The organism is Streptomyces sp. NPDC001401, assembly GCF_042895385.1.
GTDB lineage: Bacteria > Actinomycetota > Actinomycetes > Streptomycetales > Streptomycetaceae > Streptomyces.
Genome location: NZ_JBIAWI010000003.1, coordinates 456127 through 478354, shown reverse-complemented (window position 1 = coordinate 478354; position 22228 = coordinate 456127). Strand labels below are relative to the sequence as shown.

The following is a 22228-nucleotide window of genomic DNA, read 5'->3' as shown; positions in this document are numbered from 1 at the left end:
GGGGAAGTGGGATGTGGACAGTTGGCGCGTCCGGCAGGTGGACCAGACACGGAAGGGCGTGGGCTACGGGCCGCAACGGGCTATGCCACGTCTTGGGAGCACACCGCGGCACTCGGCACCGTCGGCCAGACGGTGACGGCGCCTGCTGCACGGGGGCCGTTTCCGAGGTATGCCGCTGCGCGGTCGGCGCCGCCTATCTGACGCGCTGCGCGCAGGTCACGGGGACCTGGCCGCCGACGACGATGTACCAGTTCCAACCGTCTTTGCCGCACTTGCGATAGAGCGGCCCGCTGTTGGTCCGGCCGAGGGCGATGAGGCAGAAGTTGTTCCGGATCACCTCGCCGCGGTGGACGTAGCGGACCACCGGGGAGTCGGGCCGGGCGACGGGAGCGTCGCCCGCCGGCCTGCGTACGGCCACTTTCCTGCCCGTGATCTTGATCTTGCAGTGCGTCGGCTCGGCCCGGCTCTGGGGCTGAGCCCCGGCCGGTGCGGCCGGTGCGAGACCCCCGCACAGGGCAAGCAGACCCAGGAGCCCGGCGACGGCGGGACGCAGACGGCTGCGAACGCGAGACGGGGTCATCTCCTGCTCCTTTGGTCAATCTCATGTGCAACACGACGCTGGGGCATCGCGGTCTGGAACCGGCGGGCTGGGCCTGCATGGACGCCCCGCCGGGTGCCCCCTGCAACGACCGTCGTGTGCGCGAAGGAGTGCAACATCACCTGAATCGGCGGAACGTGCCGCTAAATGGAGCAAAAGGAACATCGGTCGGGTGTGATTCGCAGCAGTCTTCAGTGCCGACGCCACTGAACCCGCCGATAAGGAGTGCCCGTTGCCCCGCCGCCACGTCTCGCTGTTCGCCGTAACCATGCTCGCCGCCCCGCTGCTCGCCCTGCCGGCTCCTGCGGTCGCTGCCACGGCGCCGGTGCAGGCGCCCGCCGCAACGGTCGCCGCCAAGCAGGAGTTCTGCCGTATCACCGGGGCTTCGGCGACGGTGCGTTCCCAGCCCCGCAAGAGTGCGGCGGCGCTCGGCACCGCCTACAAGGGCGATTCCTGCACCGCGCACGGCTGGGCCGAGGGTGAGGGGACGTGGGTGAAGGTCACCATGAAGCGGACCGGCGTCACCGGGTACGTGCACCCGTCCCTGGTGGCGTGGGGCAATGAGGAGCTGGTCCGCACCGGCCCGTGACCGGCCCCCAGGGGCCTCCGGGTTGTCCGCGGCGGGAGGCTGCGGCACGTCAGGTCACGCCGACGCCTTCATTGTCTTCTTCCCGGATGAGGGTGTGGAGCCGGGCGGTGTGCTCGTTGGGTCCCGTGACTTCTTCGACGAGGTTGCAGAAGCTGCTCAGGGAATCGTGATCGCGCAGATCCGGTACCCGGTCGGTCACGTTGAGGGCCGCGCGCATACCTCGACTGGGCTGCCATCGTTCTGGAGTCCGCTCGTATCCAGATGGGCGATGCCGCCTTCGGACCGTTACTGCGCTGAGTCGCCGAGGCCGAAGACGCCCACGTCAAACGCTCTGAGGAGCGAGCGGCGGCCGGTGTGTGACGGTTTCGCTCAGGCGGCCACGCGGGCCGACAGCGCTCGTGAGGAGGGCAGGACGATGCGCGTCACCAAGCGGCTGATGGCACGCCCACGTGTCACGGCTCCCTGCCGGACATCGACCAACTCCAGTGACACATCAGCCAGTTGGAACAGGAACTCGCCGAGACGACGGAGAGCTTGAGGAAAGGACGGAGGAACTCGAGGCAGCCCGGGTCGCCAACAGGGAGCTGACCCGTGCCTTGAACCAGCCTCATTTTGGGCGGTCATGAGCTCACTCGCCCGCTCCTTGGCATCGCATCAACCGATGGCGATTCTGGGGTGGCTACCCGGCGTGATCCACCCCATCATCTGGCCCCATCGTCGCGCGGGGGACGGAGACGCAGCCTCCCGGGTGGCGCCGTTGACGCGGAGGAAGATGGCCTCGCTGCGGACGGGTGTGGCGGGCCAGCGGTTGAAGTTGATGACGAGCGCCTTGGATGGGGTCACGGCTGGTCTATCTACCATTCGGCGCAGGTGGCGGTACGGGCTCCCCACCCACCTCGACAACGAGAAATCGCAGGTGCCCTCGGAGGCGGTCTCGACAGCATCGGTCTCCTGCACTGCTCAAGCTCGAAGACCCGATTAACCACCACGTGGTATAGAAGTTCTCATGACTACCGGAATACCTGGTCTCACCGAGTTGTGGCATCGCTTCGAGAACTGGCTGGCCGAGCATGCTCCCGGAGACCACGGGTCTTTGCGGCCGGGTTGCCCGGACGGCGAGATCAAGCGCCTGGAAGACGGCCTAGGCTTGCCTCTCCATGAGGATGTGAGGACAACCCTCGGACTGCACAACGGCGTCACCATGCGGAGAGCCAGTACCGAGCCGGGAGCCTTTCTCCTCGGCTACAGCCTCTTGGACGTCGACGGAATTCTGGACGCTCATCGAGATCTCGTCTCGATGGTGAAGGATGCCCGCGAGGAGGGCGAAGAGGATTTGGTCGTCGGCCGCATCGCTGACAGCCAGTGGGTTCCTCTCGCCCGGAATGTGGCCGGCGATCTGCTGTTCGTGGACCACAGGTATCACCATTCGGGAGAGATCGGGGAAATGTCGTTCGGTGATCCCGAGTACAGAATGCTGTGGCCACGCATGGATCTCATGCTGGCGGATCTGTGCGACTCGGTGGAGAACCGAACCCCGGTGACCTCCGTCCCTCGAGTTCCTCATCTGTATGAGGGGCGGATGCTCGACTGGCGCATCCGCCCCGCACACGAGTGATCCCTGCTCAGGTCAGCTGATGTCGCAGACACTGCTTAGGTTGCAGGACTCGTAACCGGTGTTGACGTAGTAGGCGTCGTAGTCCAGCAGCCTCACCGCCGTGGTGAACCGGCCCAACGCACCGCCGGCCGCGGTGTTCTGGGTAGTCGTGATGGCGGCACGGCCGCAGATCTCGTTCCAGGTCGGATAGGCGTAGTTCTCGTCGAGCTTGAGTGTGTAGGTGCCGTTGGCGTTCTTCACCGCGTACATCTGCACGCACGACTTGCCCGAGGCCAGTGTCATGCCGCCGCTTTCACGTGACTTGGCGAAGGGGTACTCGTCGCAGCTCGCCCCGATCGCGTTCGGGTTCGGGTTCCACTCAGCCACCGCCCCCAGGCACATCTTGTTCCGGTTGGCCTGTGCGGTCGTGTCGTCCGCGAGGCGGTGAAGTGGCGAGTTGTACTTCTTGCTCCCCGGGTGGGAGGCCAGCTTCTCCATCAGGATCCAGTAATAGGCCGCGGCGGCCGGGTACTTGGCCCTGGTGAGGTTCAGGGTCGGGGCGACCTTGGGGAAGACGCAGCCGGTGTTGCCGCCGACCTTGTTGTCGCAGCGGATGGCGAAGGCCGTGTCCTTCCACTGGTTGTTCGCCGTGGTGGAGCTCCCAGGAGAGCTCCAGGTGGTGTTCCAGTCCAGGCCGAGCGTGGCCTCGCCGCCGGCGACCTTGTTCCAGCTGTAGGTGTCGGTTCGGCTGGCGGTGTGCTGGTCGCCTTCAGTCCAGGTGGTGCTCCCGCTCCAGGCGCCGGGCGCGTCCGCGGTGCAGTCGCTCATGGCCCAGCAGTTCTCGAAGAAGTTGTCCAGGGTCGCGGAGGCTACGCCGGTCAGGTCGGGCAGGGAGAACTGCGTCCAGGTGGTGAACTGCTGAGAGGTCGGTTCGAGCTTGATCTCCTGGACGATCTTGACGTTTCCGCCGCCGATTACGTCGCCGTTGTTGTCCTTGACGTGGAGGGCGTAGCCGCCGCGCAGACATCCCTGGGTGCGGGTGTACTGGAAGTCGGATCCGGGAGCGGTCTTGCACCAGGGAACCGGCTCGGAGCTGGCCGCGAGGCTGCCGAGGGACTTCGGTGAGACCGTCTTGGCCGAGCTCTTCGACAGCTTGCTCCACGGCTTGTAGGGGCCCGCGCAGAGCTGGACTCCGTCGCTGTTCGTGGAACACCCGTTCGTGGCACTGCCCGCTTCGGTGGCCTGTGCGGTGTTCTTGGCCGTGGCGGCGGATAGAGCTTCGTCCGTGGGTGCCGGGGCGTCGTCGGGTGTCTGGGCGGCGATGTCGTCGGGGTCCGGGGCGTTCGGGTTCTCCGCCGCGAAGTCGACCTCGGGCATGCCACTGAAGTCGCCGGGAACGACCGCGACGGCGTCCCAGGCGATGTCGTCATCCCCGGTGCCGTCGCCGGTGGTGTTGGACAGCTTCACCTCCGGCGGTGTGTCACCGAACCGGTAACCGCCCAGGGACACCCAAGAGTTCGACTCGTTGGCGTCCTGCGAGACCGTCTTGTCGTACGTGCCGTACTTCGTGACGACCTGATAGGTGGCGTCCGTGGTGTTCGCCCCGGTGTCGGGGATGTGCACGTAGACCTTGCCCTGGCCGCCGTCGATGGCGCTACCGAACTTCCAGTCGCCGAGGACGGTCATGCGTCCGCCGTCGCCGCCGAGGTGGTCGGTGTTGCGGGTGTGTGCGTACCAGAAGTGGCCCTGGTAGCCGCCGCCGATCTGGTGCAGGTCGGCCTTGGCGTCGTATTGGCCGAAGCCCGGTCCGGTGGCGTACGGGTCGGGGTAGAAGGTGAACTGGAAGGAGCCGTCTGTTGTGGTGGTGCCGCAGTTGCTCCAGGTGTTGGTGCCTGCGGGTACGGATTCGACGACCTTTGCCCCGGAGGGTGCACCGGAGCAGACGGGTGTGCCGTATTGGAGGCGGTTTCCGCGTCCGGGCTCGTTGATCAGGGTCTGGTACTTGATGTTCTCGAAGCCGCAGCTGGTGGCGCAGTCGGACTTCCAGGTGGCGTTGGAGGCGTTCCACCAGTACTGGGTGTAGCAGGCGGCGTTGGGGCAGTTGGGCGGGTTGGCCGTGTCGCAGTTGTTCTTCGTGTTGCAGAAGGTGTCCAGCGGTGGCGAGACGTGCGCCCGGCGGTATTTCGCGCTGGCTGGATCGATGACGGTCCCGGTGGTGCCGTTCCAGTAGGCGGGGCGGAAGCCGGCGGAGGAGAAGCCGGATTCGCCCGGCCAGTCCTGCCGGCCGGAGGTGGCGTAGGAGTGGCCGGTGTCGATGGACCAGGCGGACCAGCCCATCACCTTCTCCTCGTACGGCCACTTCTGCGGCTGGGCGGCGTCCTTGGCGGCCAGCGGGTCGAGGTCCGTGTTCATGAAGGCGAGCCGGGAGGCCGGATATACAGGGTTGGCAGGGTTGTTGTACCAGCCCAGGCCCCAGTTGCCGTTGGTTCCCGCGTCTGCCTTCTTGTTGAAGCCGAGGTTGTAGTTCCACACGGCGGTGAACCAGTTCTCGGGCTTGGACGGGTCGTCGTTGTTCACGGCGATCGTCTGGCCGGACTCGTGGACCTCGTTCCACTTGTCGGCGAGGATGTGCAGCGAGGCGGCGATGTTGGTGGCGTAGTCGATGGCGACCGCGCGCTGGATGTTCGGGTCGAGAAGGGTTTCGCCGTCCTTTGCGTATCCGGCCTTGCGCATGCCGTCGGTGACCTGGCCGACGCCGTAGCCGCAGTCGGACAGGTTCCAGTTGATGGTCCAGAAGGAGGCGAGGGAGCCGCCGGTCTGGTGGCCGTAGAAGCCGTCGACGGCCGCGAGCGGATTGCCCATCTGGCCGGGGATGGCGCCGGATTCGGCCTGCCACAGGTTGGATTCCTGGGCGAGGATGCCCAGTTCGACCTGCGCGGGTATGCGTTGTCCGCTGCCGGTGTTCAGCTGCGGGACGGGGAACAGCCCCTGCGGGTCGATGGTGGAGATCCCGGTCTGGGAGCGCCAGCCGCCCTGGGTGAGGTAGCCGGAGTGCAGGTTGCCCCGGATGGCCATGTCCACGGCCCATTCGACCTGGTTGGGGGTCGGCTGGAGGGCCTGGGTGTCGACGTCGTTGCGGGGCACGGAGCACCAGCGGTCGGGGTCGACGGGGTCGTGCTCGATGCTGGTGCTGTCGGTGGACGTGGTCAGCAGGCTCATCGTCGACGTCTGCGGCTTGGACGAGCCGGTCAGTGCCGGGGACGGCCCGCCGCCCGCGGTGGTGCCGGGCTCGGCGACCTTTTGCTTGGTGTGCTTGCCCGTGCCGGGGACGGTGCCGGTGATGGTCAGGGCGTGGCTGATGCGGCCCGGCGTCGTCTGGGCCGCGGGTTCCCTGGTCGCGGTCTTGGTGAATCCGCGGCCGGCGTCAGTGATGTTGTCGATGCCCGCCTGCACGGCCGGGGAGACCACCGGGTCGATGGCCATACGTCCACGGGTGGAGAGGTCCGCGTCGGGTGAGACGTCCAATGCCTTGATGCCGCTGGCCGCGAAGTCCTTGCCGCGGCTGGCCTTTCCGGCGAGGTAGACGGTGCCGTCGATGCCCTGGCGCAGGTTCATCGCGGTGAGCCTGCCGCTCGCGACGGTCGTCTTCTTGCCGTGAGTGTAGGTCTGTACGTTGGCGTCGGTGTTGCCGGTGCGGTCGATATAGCTGACCGTGCCGTCGCCGGATACACGGATGCCGTACGGTGCGTGCTTGGTGGCGATGAGCTTGGCTGTCTTGCCCTTGCGGTCTACGTGGACGAGCCGGTTGCCGGCGGCGGCGATCACACCGTCCTTGGTGGGCACGGCAGAGGTGATCTCGCCGTTCGCGGTGGTGTCCGCGACGGTGGCGCCCTTGGCGTTCACCGTGACCAGGCGGGTCTTGGTATCGCGGAGCGCGGTGAAGACGGCGGTGTGCGTGGCCGGGTTGCACGTCGGGTCGAAGTAGGCCAGCGATGCTGTGAAGGGCAGCTTGGTGACGCTGCCGTCATCGAGGTTCACGATCGCCGTGAACGCGCCGCCCATCATCAGGTCCGGCTTGTTGGTGAAGGTGCGGGGAGCGTAGGCGATGGCTGCGTGGTGGTCATCCATGACGCAGCTGTTGCCGATCCAGGTGTCCGCCGGAAGCTGAGGCTCGCTCAGCACCGTGACCGTCTTCCATGCGTAGGCGTTCTTGCTGTCCGCAACAAGCAGATGGAGTCCGTCGCTGTCGGCGGCGGTGGTCACGGCCCGGTCGGTAGAGGTCTTCCAGCCCTTGCCCAGAGCGGAGTCCGGGGCCTTGACGGCGCCTTTCGGGGCTGCGGGCGCTGGCTTCGAGGCCGTGGGCGCGGGCTTTGGGCTGGGTTTCGCGGTGGCGGGCTGGGCTTGTATGAGCCCTGACAGGGCCGCGGTGACGGCGAGGAGTGTCACTGCGCTTCGTCTATGACGGGTTATCACTGATCCCCCTTTTTCTCTGAATTGATGATGCGGACATGGCGCAGACACCGCGTCGTGCGAATGATGCGGCGGGACATACGCGATCACGTCCTTGTCGGTGGAGCGCGACGGCTTGCCTGTAGCGGTACGGAGAGGTGCTGAGAGTGCCGTACGGCGCAGACAGCCAGGTGCTCCTCGGGTGGGTAACGGGGCCGCGTAGTCGTGGTCGACGCTGCCGACGAAGCGGAGGCCGCCATAGATGACCGCGCCCACAGGCGTGCATCCCGCGGCGGCTGCAGCGGTGATCGTACGGGCGGTCGGCACGGGTCAGCCGCTGGGCGAGTGCGCTGCGGAGGCGCCGTCAACCGGTGTGGATCAGCTATGAAGTGACGTCACTGTGGCTCCTCTTCTGCACGTCGGTGATGGTGATGCGGACCGCGCCGGGAGGCTGGCTGCTGACGCCCCCGATCGTGGCCTGGGTCGCCATGGTGCGGTGGGGCTTGAGGCCGCCGCTGGTGACGACCCGTCGGAAGGACGTTCTGGCGGCGCCGTCGCCGAACTCCACGGTGAAGTACACGCTGTACATGGCGGCTTCGTGGTCGCTGTTGGTGATGGTGAAGGGGACCTGGAGCAGCTTGTACGGAAGCCGGTGCGGGGTATAGGCGAGGACTTCGCCGTGTTCGGCAGTGGCCACCCGGCTTGCCGTAGCCGTATGCGTTCGGCGCCCGTGTTCCGGCAGGCCGTGGCGTGACAAGCGTGGTGGGAAGAGGTCCGTGGTACGACGCTTGCGATTCGGTACTGGATGTATGCGTGGCGTGCAGGACGCCGTAGACGGCTGCACAGACGAGGCCAGCGGCTACGGCCAGCATGCGGCGCAGACGTGGCATCGCTTTCCTACTTCCGGTCGACGAGGGGAGTGAACTCATCGACGTAAATCTTCGGTACCTGCGGAACCGGACCCATGTCTTTCGAGCCGATCACCGCAGCGTCCCGTCCAGTTTTGCCCGGAGGGACGTCCTGAAGCCAGAACCGGTTGTACGCGTTCCAGCCCTTGCCGTCGGCGATGCTGATCCGGACCGAGTACGTCGCATCCCGCTTGTTGGTGTTGGCCACCTCGATCTCGGTACGCACACCGCTGCTTTCCGGTGTGGCACGCACGACCAGGTCTCCGTACTCCAGGACCCGCGTGCGGCCTTCGGAGTGCACCGAAGGCACGGGCGAGGGACGCACTTGCGGACTGCTCTGCTCCGCGCTCGGAGTCGCCGACCGCTGTGACGCGGGGGCCCTGTGAGCGGCTCCGTCCGTACACCCGGCGGCCAGCAGGCACGCCGTCATGAGGCACAGTGCCCGGACCATCAACGGCCCGGGCACTACCGCACCAGCGTTCACCGGACGTAAGCCGCCATTTCCTTGCGTGCAGCGGTGATTTCCCTGCCGTGCTGCTCCTTGATGCCGGTCAGCCGGCTCTTGTTGTCGGCGATCTGCTGGTCCTGGATCGCGGACTCCACACCGAACCAGATCTTCACCAGGTCCGTCTGCTTCTTGCAGTCGATGTCGTCGACCGCCAGAGCGATGGACTCCTGCGACGGCTGCCCGTCGTTGGTGACGCCCTGGTCCATGGCCTTGTACGGATCGGCAAGTCCTGTGTGTCCCTTGCCGCCCATGCATGAAGACCACGCGGTGATGGCCTTGATGACCTTGTCGTCTTTCATCGACTGCACCAGGCTGTCGCCGGCGAGCTGCGCTACGAAGGTCGGGTCGGCTTCCTTCGTGCCGAGTTGCTCCTTGGACCAGCCGATGCAGCCGCCCGTCTTCAACTTCTTCCCGTTGTACTCGGCCCGAGCAGGCTTGGTGCCCTGGTTCGGGACGGCGATCGGCTCTCCCGCCTTGATTTCCTTGGGATTCTTGGGCGCTTCGGGCTTGGTGTGGCCGGTCAGGACCTCGACCTCGACACCGGACAGATCACGCATGGTCTGCTTGGTGTGCTCCTGCAGCGCCGGAGGGAGCTCGTAGCCGTACTTCTCGGCCTCCGCCCGGTCAGTGATGCCGTAACGGCGTTCGATGTTGGCATCGTTGTCGCTGGGAGGTGGGTTGGCGCCCGCCTGCGGCAGCGTCAGGTCGATGCCGTAGTCCTTCATACAGGACTGCTGAAGATCGTTGGCGGCCTGCTCGACGGTGACCTGGTCCTCGTAGGAGGCCATGTACGCCTCCAGTGGAAGGGACAGATCCTTGGTCAGGCCACTGGTGGGGATCTTCTTGGGCCAGTTCTCCTTGTTCACGATCGGTTTGCCGTCGGCCGCGTTCTTCGCGGTGTCCGGGGTCGTGCCGGAGGAGCAGGCAGTGACCAGGAGGGCTGAAGCGGCCAGGGCTACGGCGGTGGCGGTCCGCTTGATGTGCTTCACGGGATTCCTTCTCAGGCGAAGTGGGAGGACGCGTTGTTGTTCTTCAGGGCGGAGATCAGATCGGTGATGTTGCAGTCTCCGTAGGGTCCGTTCTTCGCGAAGTACTGAGAGGTGCCGCCGTAGCCGGAGTTGTAGTAGACGCGGTAGTTGTCATCTCGGGCGCAGTTCTGCACGGACGCCGCATTGTTCTTCATGTACTGGCCGTTGCCATTGCCGCCGTTGCCGAAGACATACCGATAGGTGGACAGCGTCGATCCCTGGTACTGGCTGGTACCCCAGTGGTCGTCCACGTTGCCGTAGAACGTCGTGAACGCCGACTTGTATGTGCCATTCTGGATGGCAATGTCCTTGGAGTTGTAGAACAGCCACAGATCACCGTACGAGCATGTGATCCACGGAACGTCACAGTTGTCGGTGACGTTGTAGGTGGCCGCATGGGCGGGTGTGGCGGTGGCGAGCAGGGCCGCCGCGGTGACGGCGAATGCGCCTGCGGCGGTCTTCGCGCGTAGCGAGATGAGCTTCAAAGATGTTTCCCTCCCCCTGTCCGACGCACCGGAGGTCCGCCGGAGACCTGATCAGGCGACTGGGCAGCCCAGTTGCCCGGACCCGCGCGCCCCATGCTGGCCGGATTCTGAGAATCCCGTGTGAAGGTCGCAGGCCGTCGGGACGGTATCACGGCATGTTCATGACGTTCGATCATTTTTGCGATTCCATGGAAGGGGGGGCAGCCTGTCTTCCTGCTGCTCACGCGCCCGTCACCGAGCGCCTGTCGCGGCCCTCCTTCCGACACTCCTGGGTGTCATGCCGAGTTGGTGCGGCTGCCGGAGACACCACGGCCACGACCGTGCTCAGTCCTCCGCCACGAATCCCGTCCTCCCCGCCTCCACCCGTGTGGTGTGGGAGACTCGCACAGCGAACCGGGCTGGTTCCCAACCCCCGTGGGAATCAGCCCGGTTCGCCGTGTCCAGTTGGTTATCCTTTGGTCTCCGGTGCTGCCAGGCGGTAGGTGCGCGGTCGGTCGCTCACCTGGTTGGCGATGCCCTGCTTGACCAGCTTGTCCAGGGCGTTGGCGATCGCGCCCGAGGACTTCTCGATCACGCGGCTGATCTTGGTGGCGGTGAATGCCTCCCCGGGATGCGCCTGCAGGTGGCCGACGACCATCTGCCGCAGCGCTCCGGGTGCGAGCCGCTTCTTTTCGCCCGGCAGGATCATCTCGTCCCTCGGTGCCGTCTGCTGCCCGGCCTCTGCGGGCAGGGCCGGGGCGATCGAGTCCTCCGAGCCGTCGCTGCCGCCCATGTTGTGCGGACCGTCCTCAGCGTCGGTGTTGCTGTGCTCGGCGTCCTGTGGCGTCTCGGTCGGCGGGACAGCGGCATCCGCGGTGCCGTCGTCCGGCACGGCGGGCATGTCCGGTGCAGCCTCGGCGCCAGCGACATCCTCATGGTCCGCACTGTCGCGATCCGGCTCGGGGATGTGCGTGTCCGGGGCGTCCGTGACCGTGGTCTCCGGCAGGCTACTTGCGGGTTCCGGATGGGCGGGACCGTCGCCGCTGGTCTCGGGGGTGGGTGCGGCGCGCCAGTGGTCGGGGGTGCGACGGGGGCCGTCGTGGCCGCCGGGGGTACGTGTTGCCAGGCCGTGCTCCTCCAGGGTGACCAGGGCCTTGCCGGTGGTGGAGCGGCCCAGGCCGGCGGCGAGGGCGAGTTCGGCGGCCGTGGCGCCGTCGTCAGCGGTGAGTTTGACGAGTTCGGCGTAGATCGAGGCGGGCGCGCCAGCCAGTCCGGCCAGCGGTTCGGGGGCGGGGACGGCCTGCAGCGTGCGCGTGCCGTCGATCGTGGTGTCGGACATGAGGGAACCTCGATTCCAGGGGGATGTTGGGTGGTTGAGGTCCCCGGCCGGGGGCGGACCGCGCGTGCGGGCCGCGGACGTTCGCCGGGCGCGTGCGCATCGCGGTGTTTCCCGGGCGAACATGGCCGTGGCGCGAGGGGGTTCACGGAATCCCGTGAGCCCGCTCGGGTGGTTGGCCACGACCATGGACGCTCCGCTCGGCCAGGAAGTCAAGCGGCCCGATCGCTCACGGATCGGGCCAGCTCAGAGCGGTGTCACGGGTCGTCGGGCGCATGCGGGACGAGGGCGCGGCATCGATCGGTGAGCGGGCGCCAAGAGATCCCGTACGTCGGATCCTATCGGCACCGGGGGCCGATCGGATCCGACGTACGGCGTTCAGCCGTCCGGAGGTAGCGGATCGGGGCGGCGGGCCAGGAGCCGCTCGCGCAGGTGGCGTGCGCGCCGTGGTCCGATGTGCAGATCGGTGCGCAGTCGCCAGATGCTCACCGGTTCCCCGGTGGCGGCGCGGGCGGCGTCGTCCAGTGCGACGGCGCGTGGCCATACGTCGGCGTCTGTCGCCCTGTCCCTGGCCGGTCCGGGGCTGGTTGCCAGGGGCCGCTTGGGGGGTGTGTCGGCGCCCGCGTGGGGTCCGTCCGGGCCGAAGCCGCTGGTGGCGGGGGCGTTGTCCGGCGCGGGGGCGGGATCAGAACTGCCCTCTGGGCGCCGGGTGTTGTGGGGACCGTCGGGCGGGTCGGTGGAGTCGATCCCATCCAGGAGGTCGGTGACGGTCCGTCGGTAAGCGGCGATCGTTTCTGTCAGGGCGATCAGAAGCAGGGCCGGGGTCAGGTGCAGGAGGACGGCTGCCGGATCGGCTCTGTGGGGCCAGCCGATCTGTCCGTCGGGCCACAGGCTCTCCCAGGAGTTCATGAGAGCGGCGGTGCATCCGGCGCCCCAGCGCAGTGCGGTCGACCAGGCCGGTGGGCGGATGCCCCAGGAGGCCAGGCGTGCGTCCACGTACAGGACGCCGGCGAGCGCGGTGCCGATCATCGGGTCGAGGAGGACGGCGATGGGCAGCGGGACGTTGCGGCCGGCGGCGAAGCGGGTGACGTTGACCGTGGTGAAGACCAGGGCGAGGATCCCCACCGTGCACAGCACCCAGGTCATGGAGCGCAGCAGGCTGATGGCCTCGCGGGCGGCGATGTGCTTCACCGGGCAGCACGCCCTGGTACGGCCGGTCTGGTCGCGCCCTGGAAGGACGGGGCGTTGGTGTTCGCGGGGCCCTCGCGGACGACGGCTCCGGGGTGTGGTGCGTCGATGGCCTGCCCGCCTCCGGTGTAGAGCGAGACGTGCATGATGGTGCCGGGGCTCGTGCCGAAGAAGAGCAGGTCGCCCTGGGCCAGTTGCGCCCGCTGGGGGAGGCGGGGGCCGTGGTCGTACTGGGCCTGGGCGATGCGGGGGATGCTGATGCCGGCGGCGCGGTAGGCGGCCTGGGTGAGGCCGGAGCAGTCGAAGCCGCCGTCGGCCGGGCCGTCGCCGCCCCACACGTACGGGGTGCCGAGCTGGGTGCGGGCGAAGGCAACCGCTGTGGCGGCAGCGCCGGTTGGGGCAGGAGTGGTCGCTGCGTACCCGTTGGCGATCTTCAGGACCTGGTTCACGTAGGCGTCGGAATGGTTGAAGTGCCAGAGGGCGCGGCGCAGGTTCTTGCCGTTCTTCGCGCCGTTGGCGCACAGCAGCCGGGCCGCGGCGTAGACCGCGTCGACCGGGTCCCACGGGGTGGGCGGCTTCTTCCCGCCGGGCGGTACGGGATAGGCGTACGACCTGAACGTGGACGGGAGAAACTGCATCGGCCCGATGGCGCCCGCTGTGGACACCATGGTGGGGTGGCGTGCGTGGTCGGTCTCGACTTTGCCGATCGCGGCGAGGACTGCCCAGGACAGGCCCGGGCATTCGGGGGCGGCGCGCTGGTAGAGGGCGAGCATGTAGGCGGGGATGTCCGCCAGCGCGTGCCTGCTGGGCGAGGCTGCGACGCTGCCGCCGGAGGACAGCCCGCCCAGCAGTGCGGCGATGGTGAGGGCGGCCAGCAGCGGCAGGGCCAGGACCGCGCAGCCGATACCGCCGGCGGTCTTGGTGAAGAGGGAGCTCACGCTCCCGCCTCGGGCGCGGGTGGGAGGGGAGGCACGGGGAGGGTGAGGGCGGTGTCGGCGTCGGTGGGCTCCAGTTCGGAGGCCGGGCCGAGTCGCGACCACCGGGCGGCGAGGCCGGTGAGGGTGGTGCGACGGGTGTCCCCGGGCCCGAGGGGGCTCCACCAGGGGCCCCAGGGAGTGGAGGTGGTGAAGTCCGCGGACGAGGTCGCGATGTACAGGCCCAGCTCGCGGGCGGGGATGGCAAGACGTCGGCGGAGCGCCTGGTCGCGGGAGGCGGTGCGGGTGTGGAGGAGCAGGGCCGGCCGGGTGCTCGACGCGGTGGCGAAGGCGGCGTAGCCGGCGAGTTTCGCCTCCACGCGGGACAGGGGCTGGCTGCCGGTGTCGTATTCGAGGAAGAACGGCAGCAGTCGGTTGCCGTCGTGCCAGTGGGCGTAGGCGTCGGGACGGACGATGTCGCCCCAGCGGCGGGCGCAGGAGCGCTCGGACAGCCAGAGGGACAGGCCAGTGTCTGGGGCCTCGTGGCCGTGGGCGGCGAGGTGGGTGAGGAGTTCGTTGACGCCGATGTCGTGGCCCAGGGAGGGAGAGTAGGCGATGCGGCCGGTGTGGCTGGGGCGCCAGCCGAGGTCGGCGAGGTCGCATCCGGCATGGGCGGCAAGGAGACCGGCGCCGGCGGGGCCGAGGGTGTAGTGCTCGGGGGCGGAGCCGGTCTGGGTCAGGGGGCGGAAGGAGTCGAGGACCGCGTACTGGTGCAGCGTGCGCAGGCGGCGCTGCGCAGAGCGCAGGGAGGTGTAGGCGAGGTCCGCGATCTGGTGGGTGGTCAGGACGCGGTGTTCGTGGAGCATCCTCGCCAGCCACAGGTCCCGGGCCGTGAGGATGCGGGAGAGCGCGGCGACGTCGGTGTGCCGGGCGGGGCGCGGGCGGGTGGTGGAGGCGCGGGCGGTGTAGCGGGAGCCGGGACCGACGGCGGGGCGGGGGAGTGCGGGCATGAGAGGTCACCACCGAGAGTGCGAGGGGAATGGGGGAGGGGCGTGTGTCAGGGGCGGGTGGCCGGGCGTGGTCCGGTGCGGCCGCCGGCTGCCGCGCGCAGATCCCTGGCCCGACCGGGTACTGGGGGCGGCAGGGGGCGGGTGGTGAGGGTGAAGGCGGCGGATTCGGCGCCGCCGGTCAGCAGGTGGGCGGCGGCCTGGTAGGGGCCGAGGTGGGCGAGGTCGTGCGCGGCCAGTGTCGGCAGCGTGTGGCGTTCCAGCGAACTGGCGTCCTCCGGGGAAGCGTTGAAGAAGACCTTGTTGCGGGCGTTGGCGGAGATGCCTTCGCGCAGGTCGCGTGGGAGCTGGGCGAGGTGCTGGTGGGCCAGCAGCATGGAGAGCCGGTAGCCGCGGGCCTCGGCGAGCATGTCCTCCAGCGGATACGGCAGCGTGAGGAAGTTGTGCGCCTCGTCGATGCTCAGCGTGGCGTCGATCCGGGCGTGCTCGGGCGTACGGGCGCGGGCTGCGGCCGCCTGCCAGGTTCCGGCGACGATGAACGAGCCCAGCAGCCGGGCGGTCTCCTCACCGAGCGCCCCCTTGGGGAGGCGGGCGAGCAGGATGCCGCCGTCGAGCACGCTGGTGAGGTCGAACGTGGAGGGCCCGGCGGCGATCGCGCGGCGAGCGAAGTCGCGCAGCAGGAAGGCCCGCAGCTTGTTCATCACCGGGCCGACCACGGCCGCGCGGGAGGGCTCGGACATCGACTCGTACCAGGCCCAGAAGCCGCGCAGCACCGGGTCCTTGAGCGCGGGGACGATCCGCAGCCGGAAGGCGGACTCGCCGAGCAGCCGGGGCACGTCGGCGAGGGTGACCAGCTGACGGGTGCGCTCGCGGTGCTTGAGGAGGGTCAGGCACGCGGCGCGCATCACGTCGTCCGTGCGCGGGCCCCAGAAGGCGGTGAAGATCCGGCGGAAGATGCCGGTGATGTTGTCGACGACGACGTCGATGTCCGCGCCGTCGAGCACGTTCAGGCACGGCGGGGTGTGCGGGTCGTCGGGGTCGATGAGCACCAGGCGGTCGGCGCAGGTGTCCGGGAGCCGGTCCAGGAGGTCGGTGACCAGGTCGCCCTTGGGGTCGATGACGATGACGCCGCGGTGGTGGCGTACATCGTCGAGGGCGAGGTTCGCGATGAGGGTGGACTTGCCGGAGCCGGTCGCGCCCATGACATGGAGGTGGTGGCGGGCGTCGGCGATCGCGAGCCCGACGCCGCGGCGGGCGCCGGTGTCCGAGAGACCCAGGGGCTTGACCCCGTTGCCGCGTGCCGGTTCGGGGATCTGTGGGGGCGGCAGGACGGAACGGGCCCCGGCGCGCTGCACGCCCGGTGCGTCCGCGTCGAGGGGCAGGTGTGCGAGGGCGGCGAGTTCCGGCACCGAGAGCAGGGCGGGGCGCGCGGGCGGGAACTGGCGGGCACTGAGGTGCGGTTCGGGGCGTGGCAGGCGGGTGCGGGCGAGGTAGTTGCGGTCGGCGTAGAGGCCGAAGGCGGAGGCGAGCGCGTGGGCCCGGCCGCGGGCCACGTCCTGGGCGCGCTCCGTTTTGGGGCTGCAGGTGGCGGCGTAGGTGAGGGCGCACTGCCACTGGGATCCGGAGAGCTTGGTGGCTGACTGCCGTACGGCGGCGGAGTGTTCGGGATCCTGTTTGCCGGTGGCGACGGGCTGGGCGCGGTGGAGGAGGAGCGCGGCCAGGGCGGGCAGCCGGGCCGGTGTCTGGCCTGCCTTCAGGCGGCGTGCCTGGCGGCGGGCCCGGCGCAGCGCACCGCCGGTGGCCGGGCGGGCCAGGATCTGTACGCAGGCGGACTCGTCCTCCAACATGCCGGTCGCGGCCTGCAGGAGCGCGCGCAGCGGATCGGTGGCGTGATCAGTGCGCACGGGCAGGACGTCGGGGCGGGCCATCCGGAGTCGGCCGGCGGTCATCTCGTGCCCCACCGGCAGCAGGGGGCCGGGCTCGGTGACGCGGGTATGGGCACCGGGCCAGGCGGCTTCCACGGCGCGGCGTACGAGGCCGAGCGGCACGGTGCCGGGGACCCACAGGCGGATGCCCAGGCCGGTGTGGGACCAGGTGTATTCGAAGGCGAGATGGGGCTGGCCGGTGAGGAGCCGGCGCCACCAGGGGCGCAGGAGCCCGGACAGCTGGGCCCACAGGACCTCCCCGCCCTTGGGGGCGGCCTGGGGCGGAGCCAGGAGCTCCACCCAGTGAGCGCCGTCAGTGAGGCGTTGCTGCCGCAAGCGCAGCAGCCGCCGCCGGGCGGCGTACCCACAGGCTGTGGACGCGACGGCCGCGGGGACCACAATGGGGGCGGACGCGGCGCACCAGTCCACGACCGTGGCGAGGGTCGCTGTGCCAAAGGTCTCCGGGTGGCTGAGGAAGTCCACCAACCACCCATGCGGCTGGGCAGAGGCGAGCCAACCCTGCCCCGTCACAGCTCCCACCCCGCGTCTGCGACGGCCTCATCGATGTACGAGCCATCGGACTCGAAGCCGTCGGCTGCGTGCTGGGCAGCGAGTTCGCCCGGATCCGTAGTGATCACTTCATGCTCGCCGGGAGCCGCGATACTGATCAGAGCGACCTTGTGGCGGCGGTCGCCGGTCAGCAGCAGAGCTTCGCCGCGGCCAGCGGAGAGCAGGAATGCCCGCTCGCCGTGGCAGAGGTGGAAGTTCTCACTGATCGTGTCGATGGCCTGCGGGGCCTGGCGCAGCAGGACCTGGGTGGCCGCGTTCGACACGATGGCCCGGCCGAGCGGAGACGCGAGGACATCGTCGGCGTCCTGGGTGACCACGGCCAAGCCGGTCCAGTACTTGCGGGCCGCCTTGGCCATGCGGAACAGAAATCTCGCGCCGGCCCCGTCGCGCATCAGCAGCCACGCCTCGTCGACCACCACCAGATGGCGGCCCGAGCCGGCGCGGGAGGTGACCTGCCGCCAGATCGCGTCCAGGGCCAGCAGCATGGCCGGCGCTTTGACCTCCTCCGGGAGCTGACGGAGGGCGAAGACCACCAGGTGACCGGCGGTGGCAGCGGTGCTGGGGCCGTTGAACAGCTGGGCGTGGGAGCCGCTGGTGTAGGGGACCAGCCGGTCGGCGAGCCCTGCCGCCGTCTCGCTGCCGTCCTCGGTCAGGACAGCAGCCAGGCCGGTGAGCGTGGGCGGAGTGCGACTCCAGGTGCGCGCGTCGCCGGTGATCCCGGCACGCGCGTACGCGGCGAGGAACGCCCGGTCGAGCACCGCCGTCTCGGCCGCGGTCACGTCCGTGCCCAGCAGGACGGCGAGGAACGTATGCAGGAACAGCACACGCCGGTTCAGGACGTCCTCTGCGCCGTCCGTCGCTGCCGGGAGGTCGAAGGGGTTGAGGCGTACGCCGTCGGCACCGAGCGCGATGACGTGTCCGCCGACGGTTTCGGCGAGGCGGACGTACTCGTCCTCCGGGTCGATCACCGAGGCCGTGACGCCGCTGAACAGCAGCCTGAGCAGCTCCAGTTTGGCCAGGTACGACTTGCCAGCGCCGGAACGGGCCAGGGTGATGGAGTTGTAGTTGTCCTGCGCGAAGCGGTCCCACAGCACTGGAGCGCCGGAGACCGCGTTCAGCCCGTACAGCACCCCCGACGCGGTGCCGTCCTCGCCGGTGGCGGCAGGAAGGTCGGGGCTGGTGAAGGGAAAGCAGGCGGCGAGCGCGGCGGTGTCGAAGGTACGGCGGATCTTCAGCGTGTCGATGCCGAGGGGGAGGGTGGCCAGCCAGCCCGGAAGCGCACGGTAGGTGGTCGGGGCGACGGTCATGAGCAGCGACTCGGCGATCGCCCGGACCGCGGCCGCGTGTTCGGCCAGGCTCTCCTCGTCCGGGGCGTGCACCGTCAGGTAGAGGGCGACGTGGAAGAGTTTGCCCTCGCCGCGGGCGATGCGGTAGGCGAGCTCAGCGGCGTCCGCTGCGGCGGCCTCCACCTCCGGATCGTCCAGATGCCCCTTGTCGAAGCCGGTACGGCGGCCCGACTCCAGACGGGCCCGCTGCTTCTTCAGCCCAGCGGCCGCGATCGGGCTGGGGACGGGCTCGATGTGCAGGGCGATGTCGAGGTGCCCGGGGAAGTTCAGCAGCGGGGCGAGCCAGCCGGGGGTGACCTCGGCCGGATAGCCGGTGACCACCAGCGTGGTGGCCAGGTGTGCGCCGAGGGCGAGGGCGCGGGCGTGCACCTCGATGGCCTCGGGCCCGGCCACATCCAGCAGCTGAGCGCCGTCGATGACCGGTACTTCGGTAGCGGTGCGGTGGCGGCCGAAGTGCAGGGTGGTCATAGGAGGTCACCTTCCGATACGTCGTCGGTCGGGGTGGGGGCGTCGGGGTTACAGGCGGCACTGACCAGGCCGGCGCTCTGCTCGGCGTCGAGCGGGGTGACGGTGATCTCGGCCGACGCCAGGGCGCGGGCGGCCTCGGTCACGCGCTGGAGGACTCGCCCCTCACCCGCGTGGCGCCGCATCCCGTGCGCTGCGGCTTCTTCGCGGGCGACCAGCACGATCTGCCGGCCGAGCAGGTTGCCGCCGGTGGCGAGGTCGGCGAGGAACTCGGCGTGCGCGCGGGCGGCCCGTTCCAGTGCCGGGTGCGGCAATGCGGCGGCGTCCTGCTGGAGTGTGTCGGCGAGCGGAGCGAGATCGATGCGGTGGCAGCGCACCAGCAACTGGGTCGGACCTGTGAGGGAGTTGAGCCAGCGGGCGAACGCTGCGGCCAGGCCTTGTTGTTCCGCCGCCGAGCGCAGCTCGAAATTGACCGTGGAACACGTCGCCAGGGCCGCTGTACCTTCGCTGCCCAGGTCGAGCACGCCGTCAGCAGCGATGCCGTCGTACGGCATGTCCATCGCCATTGCGGGCAGTCCGGCAGCCCTGGACCAGTGGCCAGGGACGAGGGAGGGCAGCGGAGGGACGCCTTCCGGGGCGTGCACCCTGCGCTTGGGGGTCCGGGCATGGGCCAGGGCGGCGGCCAGGAACCGGTCCAGTGCGATGCCCTCCCGCTGGCCGAGCGCGAGCGCGGCCACGGCTCCAGCGATGGGGATCACCATGACCGCATAGGTGAGCGGTGTCATGAAGGAGCGGGTGGCCCACCAGCCGCCGTACAGCACGAGGCCGGCGACGGCGAGGACGGCGGTCTGCCGAGCGGTGAAAGGTCCCAGGAGACGGTCGGGACGGGAGATGTCGGCCGGGATACGGGTGGCAAACAGGGCTTCCGCAGTCTCGTCGGGCTGGTGCATGGGGGATCTACCTCCGGGGCGGTTCGAGGGGGAGTCGCAGCTGCATGGGGCGCGGCGGGCGGGCACGGACCCGGGGCGCGGGAACGGGCAAGGCCAGCTGGCGTGCACGAGGCGCGGGAGTGGGGCGGGCCAGGGGCGGCGTAGCGGACACGGCACGTGCTGGCGGGGGTGGGGCGGGGACGCGCTCGGCGCGGATCGGCAGCCACAACTGGGTCGGCCGACCAGGCCGGGCCGGAGCACGCGGAGCGGTGATGGGCAGAGCCAGCTGCCGACGCTGCCGCGCCTGGGCGGGATGGATCACAGCGCGGGGACCTCCCGGTCTACGGGCGAGGGGAGTGGCGGCCAGGCCGGGGCGTCGGAGAGCCCGGGCACCTGGGGCCCTGGCCGCAGCGGGTGCCGGACGCCCGCCACCGGCGCCCGCGCGGGCGCCGGGCCCGGCCGGGGCGCCCGGTGCGGGACGGCCGGCTGCGGGCGGTCGGCCCCCTGGACCGGCCAGGGCCCCACGACCGCGGGCGAATAGCGCCCAGCCCCAACCCCGCACACCGCGGACGGGACCACGCCCACGTCCATGCCCGGGCCCGGCTGCGGTTGGTCGGGCACCGCCACCGCCCCGGCCTGGGCGGCCGCCTCCGCTGCCTCCCGGTCCTCCGCGGCCCGGGCCGAAGCCGCCACCTCCTGCGCCTCCGCCGGGTCGGTGGCGCAGAAGGCGCATGCCGGGCAGGTAGTGATCCATCAGCCGGTACAGGGCCAGGTGCTTGAGCATCCGCACCCCAGCGGGGGCGTGCGGGTTGTGCACAGGGGTGCCGCGCAGAACGGTCTGCAGGGTCCAGCCGGGAATCTTGAACAGCACCCAGAACAGGGCCACCCCGGCGAGCATCGTGCCCAGCTGGTCGGCTCTGGGGATGCCCAGGGTCGAGGCGCCGGGGGCGAAGAAGAGCTTCAGAGCGAGGACGAAGGCCAACGACTGGGCAAGTTGGATGACCATGCAGCCGGCCAGTCCGCGCCACCACAGCCGGGCGACGGGGTCGGTGAGCGGGTGAGCGTGACACGCCAGCATCAGGGGCGCGGCCACGGCCAGCAGCGCCATCACCGCGACGCGCACGAGGAAGCCGATCAGCACCGCGAGCACCAGTGCGATCATCACGATCGCCAGGATCAGCAGGTACAGCTTCAGACCGGGGGCGCCGAACAGGGCGAAGGGCAGGACGCGTTCGACCATGCCCTGCCCTGCGTCCGCCATGTCGGTGGCCATGATCGCGTGGGCGAGGGCGTTGGACAGGCTGATCGCCTTGCCCATCACGGTCAGCGAGGTGGCCGCGGCGATGATGCCGAGCAGCAGCCGGGGCGCGATCTGCTGGAAGGCGTAGCGGGTCTGGACGGTCTCGTAGCCCATGACCGTGATGCCGCCTGCGGTCACGAACAGCACATAGATTCCGGCCGTGATCGCCAGCATGGCGGTCCACAGCCGTTTGATGTCGGCGTGCTGGGTGACGTCGGGGGTGGCCAGCAGGGTGTCGGCGAGGAACTCGCGGACCGGCTTCATGATCTGCTCGATCAGCATGCCGAGGAACGAGGTGATCGCGTTCACGATCATGCCGGGGATGTCGAGGAGGTCCCAGCTGGTGTCCTTGTCGCATCCGACGCCGGTCGCTTCGCAGGCGGACGGCATGGGGCCGGGCGACGGCTGAGGCCGTGAGGGCTTCGGCGCGGGTGCGGGGCGGCCCGGTGCAGGGGGCGGTCCGGGGGAGGGCTCGGGCCTCGGCTGTGTCCCGGGATCGGGCGGGGGAGGAGTGGGGCCGGGCGCGGGCTGAGGTTGTGGCGGCTGCGGATCCGCCGGCGCCGCAGCTGCTGCATACGCCGTGTGCGTGGCGGTGGAGGAGGCCGCCACCGGTACCAGGACGAGCACGGCGAGAGCGAGCAGCAGGGGCACCGCGCGGGCGTGGCGCCCGCCGGCGCTCACTGCCCGCCTCCGCCCGCGCCGACGATGCCCTGCAAGACGGTCACGATCACCGGGGCGAGGATTGCCAGGCTGTAGCCGATGGCCGCGGCCTTCAACGCCCGCTTGGCGGCCTCGACTTCCCCCGGATCGCCGCCGGCCATCAGGTAGCGCAGCCCGCCGAAGGTGAGGAACAGGGTGGCCAGTGCGGCGAGGAGGCCGACGATCCAGTTCCGCAGGTTGTTGATGACGGTCGGGATGTCGGCGACTGCCCATACGTGCGGCGCCTGCGCAAGGAGCGCGCAGGTGGTGAGGGCGGTGGTGCAAACGACCCGGAGGGACCAGCGGGTGAGTGGTCGGCGTGGCCGACGGAGCCTTGCGGGCATGGCAGCACACCTCCATCGGGGCACACAGCGGGACGGGAGTAGGACAGGACGGGGACGCCGCGGGGGC

General features: G+C 69.7%; 19 protein-coding genes. 2 read left to right on the top strand and 17 right to left on the bottom strand.

Annotated features, from left to right (window positions below; all coding sequences use genetic code 11):
* Positions 1 to 193 precede the first annotated feature (193 nt).
* Positions 194 to 580, bottom strand: a complete 387-nt coding sequence (locus tag ACFY10_RS14105; protein ID WP_390665343.1) for a hypothetical protein — start codon at positions 578 to 580, stop codon at positions 194 to 196.
* Between the two features lie 250 nt (positions 581 to 830).
* On the opposite strand from ACFY10_RS14105, the gene ACFY10_RS14100 reads away from it, so the two are divergent.
* Positions 831 to 1187 carry an SH3 domain-containing protein gene (locus tag ACFY10_RS14100; protein ID WP_390665342.1) on the top strand — a complete coding sequence of 119 codons (357 nt, stop codon included), beginning with the start codon at positions 831 to 833 and terminating at the stop codon, positions 1185 to 1187.
* 49 nt (positions 1188 to 1236) lie between these two features.
* Here the strand turns inward: ACFY10_RS14100 and ACFY10_RS14095 are convergent, their stop codons facing one another.
* Positions 1237 to 1404, bottom strand: coding sequence for a hypothetical protein (locus ACFY10_RS14095; protein ID WP_390665341.1), 168 nt, complete (start codon positions 1402 to 1404; stop codon positions 1237 to 1239).
* 437 nt (positions 1405 to 1841) lie between these two features.
* The gene (locus ACFY10_RS14090) at positions 1842 to 2030 is read right to left on the bottom strand and encodes a hypothetical protein (RefSeq protein WP_390665340.1); all 189 of its coding nucleotides are present in this window, start codon (positions 2028 to 2030) and stop codon (positions 1842 to 1844) included.
* Positions 2031 to 2193: 163 nt separating this feature from the next.
* Between ACFY10_RS14090 and ACFY10_RS14085 the strand changes: the two genes are divergently transcribed.
* Positions 2194 to 2802, top strand: a complete 609-nt coding sequence (locus tag ACFY10_RS14085; RefSeq protein ID WP_390665339.1) for an SMI1/KNR4 family protein — start codon at positions 2194 to 2196, stop codon at positions 2800 to 2802.
* Between the two features lie 12 nt (positions 2803 to 2814).
* On the opposite strand, the gene ACFY10_RS14080 is transcribed toward ACFY10_RS14085, so the two are convergent.
* The 14 genes from ACFY10_RS14080 to ACFY10_RS14015 form a co-directional block, all read right to left on the bottom strand.
* A complete protein-coding gene (locus ACFY10_RS14080; RefSeq protein WP_390665338.1) occupies positions 2815 to 7044 on the bottom strand; it encodes a Tat pathway signal protein in 4230 nt (1409 codons plus the stop codon).
* 568 nt (positions 7045 to 7612) lie between these two features.
* On the bottom strand, positions 7613 to 7927 hold the full coding sequence (locus tag ACFY10_RS14075) for a hypothetical protein (RefSeq protein ID WP_390665337.1): 315 nt from the start codon (positions 7925 to 7927) through the stop codon (positions 7613 to 7615).
* A 200-nt stretch (positions 7928 to 8127) separates the two neighbouring features.
* Positions 8128 to 8391: a hypothetical protein gene (locus ACFY10_RS14070; RefSeq protein ID WP_390665336.1), complete on the bottom strand. Its 264-nt coding sequence runs from the start codon at positions 8389 to 8391 to the stop codon at positions 8128 to 8130.
* A 227-nt stretch (positions 8392 to 8618) separates the two neighbouring features.
* Positions 8619 to 9635 (bottom strand): hypothetical protein, encoded by a 1017-nt coding sequence (locus tag ACFY10_RS14065; protein WP_390665335.1) that lies wholly within the window; start codon positions 9633 to 9635, stop codon positions 8619 to 8621.
* Positions 9636 to 9646: 11 nt separating this feature from the next.
* Entirely contained in the window at positions 9647 to 10159 is a 513-nt protein-coding gene (locus tag ACFY10_RS14060; protein ID WP_390665334.1) for a hypothetical protein, read from the bottom strand.
* Between the two features lie 448 nt (positions 10160 to 10607).
* The gene (locus ACFY10_RS14055) at positions 10608 to 11477 is read right to left on the bottom strand and encodes a helix-turn-helix domain-containing protein (protein ID WP_390665333.1); all 870 of its coding nucleotides are present in this window, start codon (positions 11475 to 11477) and stop codon (positions 10608 to 10610) included.
* 375 nt (positions 11478 to 11852) lie between these two features.
* Entirely contained in the window at positions 11853 to 12665 is an 813-nt protein-coding gene (locus tag ACFY10_RS14050; RefSeq protein WP_390665332.1) for an extensin, read from the bottom strand.
* Positions 12662 to 13600: an NlpC/P60 family protein gene (locus ACFY10_RS14045; protein ID WP_390665331.1), complete on the bottom strand. Its 939-nt coding sequence runs from the start codon at positions 13598 to 13600 to the stop codon at positions 12662 to 12664. Before ACFY10_RS14045 ends, ACFY10_RS14050 begins: the two co-directional genes overlap by 4 nt.
* The gene (locus ACFY10_RS14040; RefSeq protein ID WP_390665330.1) at positions 13597 to 14586 is read right to left on the bottom strand and encodes a replication-relaxation family protein; all 990 of its coding nucleotides are present in this window, start codon (positions 14584 to 14586) and stop codon (positions 13597 to 13599) included. The genes ACFY10_RS14045 and ACFY10_RS14040 overlap by 4 nt, the downstream gene beginning before the upstream one ends.
* 47 nt (positions 14587 to 14633) lie before the next feature.
* Positions 14634 to 16991 (bottom strand): type IV secretory system conjugative DNA transfer family protein, encoded by a 2358-nt coding sequence (locus ACFY10_RS14035; RefSeq protein WP_390665329.1) that lies wholly within the window; start codon positions 16989 to 16991, stop codon positions 14634 to 14636.
* A 44-nt stretch (positions 16992 to 17035) separates the two neighbouring features.
* The gene (locus ACFY10_RS14030) at positions 17036 to 18892 is read right to left on the bottom strand and encodes a VirB4 family type IV secretion system protein (protein ID WP_390665328.1); all 1857 of its coding nucleotides are present in this window, start codon (positions 18890 to 18892) and stop codon (positions 17036 to 17038) included.
* The gene (locus tag ACFY10_RS14025) at positions 18889 to 19839 is read right to left on the bottom strand and encodes a PrgI family protein (protein ID WP_390665327.1); all 951 of its coding nucleotides are present in this window, start codon (positions 19837 to 19839) and stop codon (positions 18889 to 18891) included. The genes ACFY10_RS14030 and ACFY10_RS14025 overlap by 4 nt, the downstream gene beginning before the upstream one ends.
* 7 nt (positions 19840 to 19846) lie before the next feature.
* Complete coding sequence (locus tag ACFY10_RS14020) at positions 19847 to 21799, bottom strand: hypothetical protein (RefSeq protein WP_390665326.1); 1953 nt, start codon at positions 21797 to 21799, stop codon at positions 19847 to 19849.
* Positions 21796 to 22161 (bottom strand): hypothetical protein, encoded by a 366-nt coding sequence (locus tag ACFY10_RS14015; RefSeq protein WP_390665325.1) that lies wholly within the window; start codon positions 22159 to 22161, stop codon positions 21796 to 21798. The genes ACFY10_RS14020 and ACFY10_RS14015 overlap by 4 nt, the downstream gene beginning before the upstream one ends.
* Positions 22162 to 22228 lie beyond the last annotated feature (67 nt).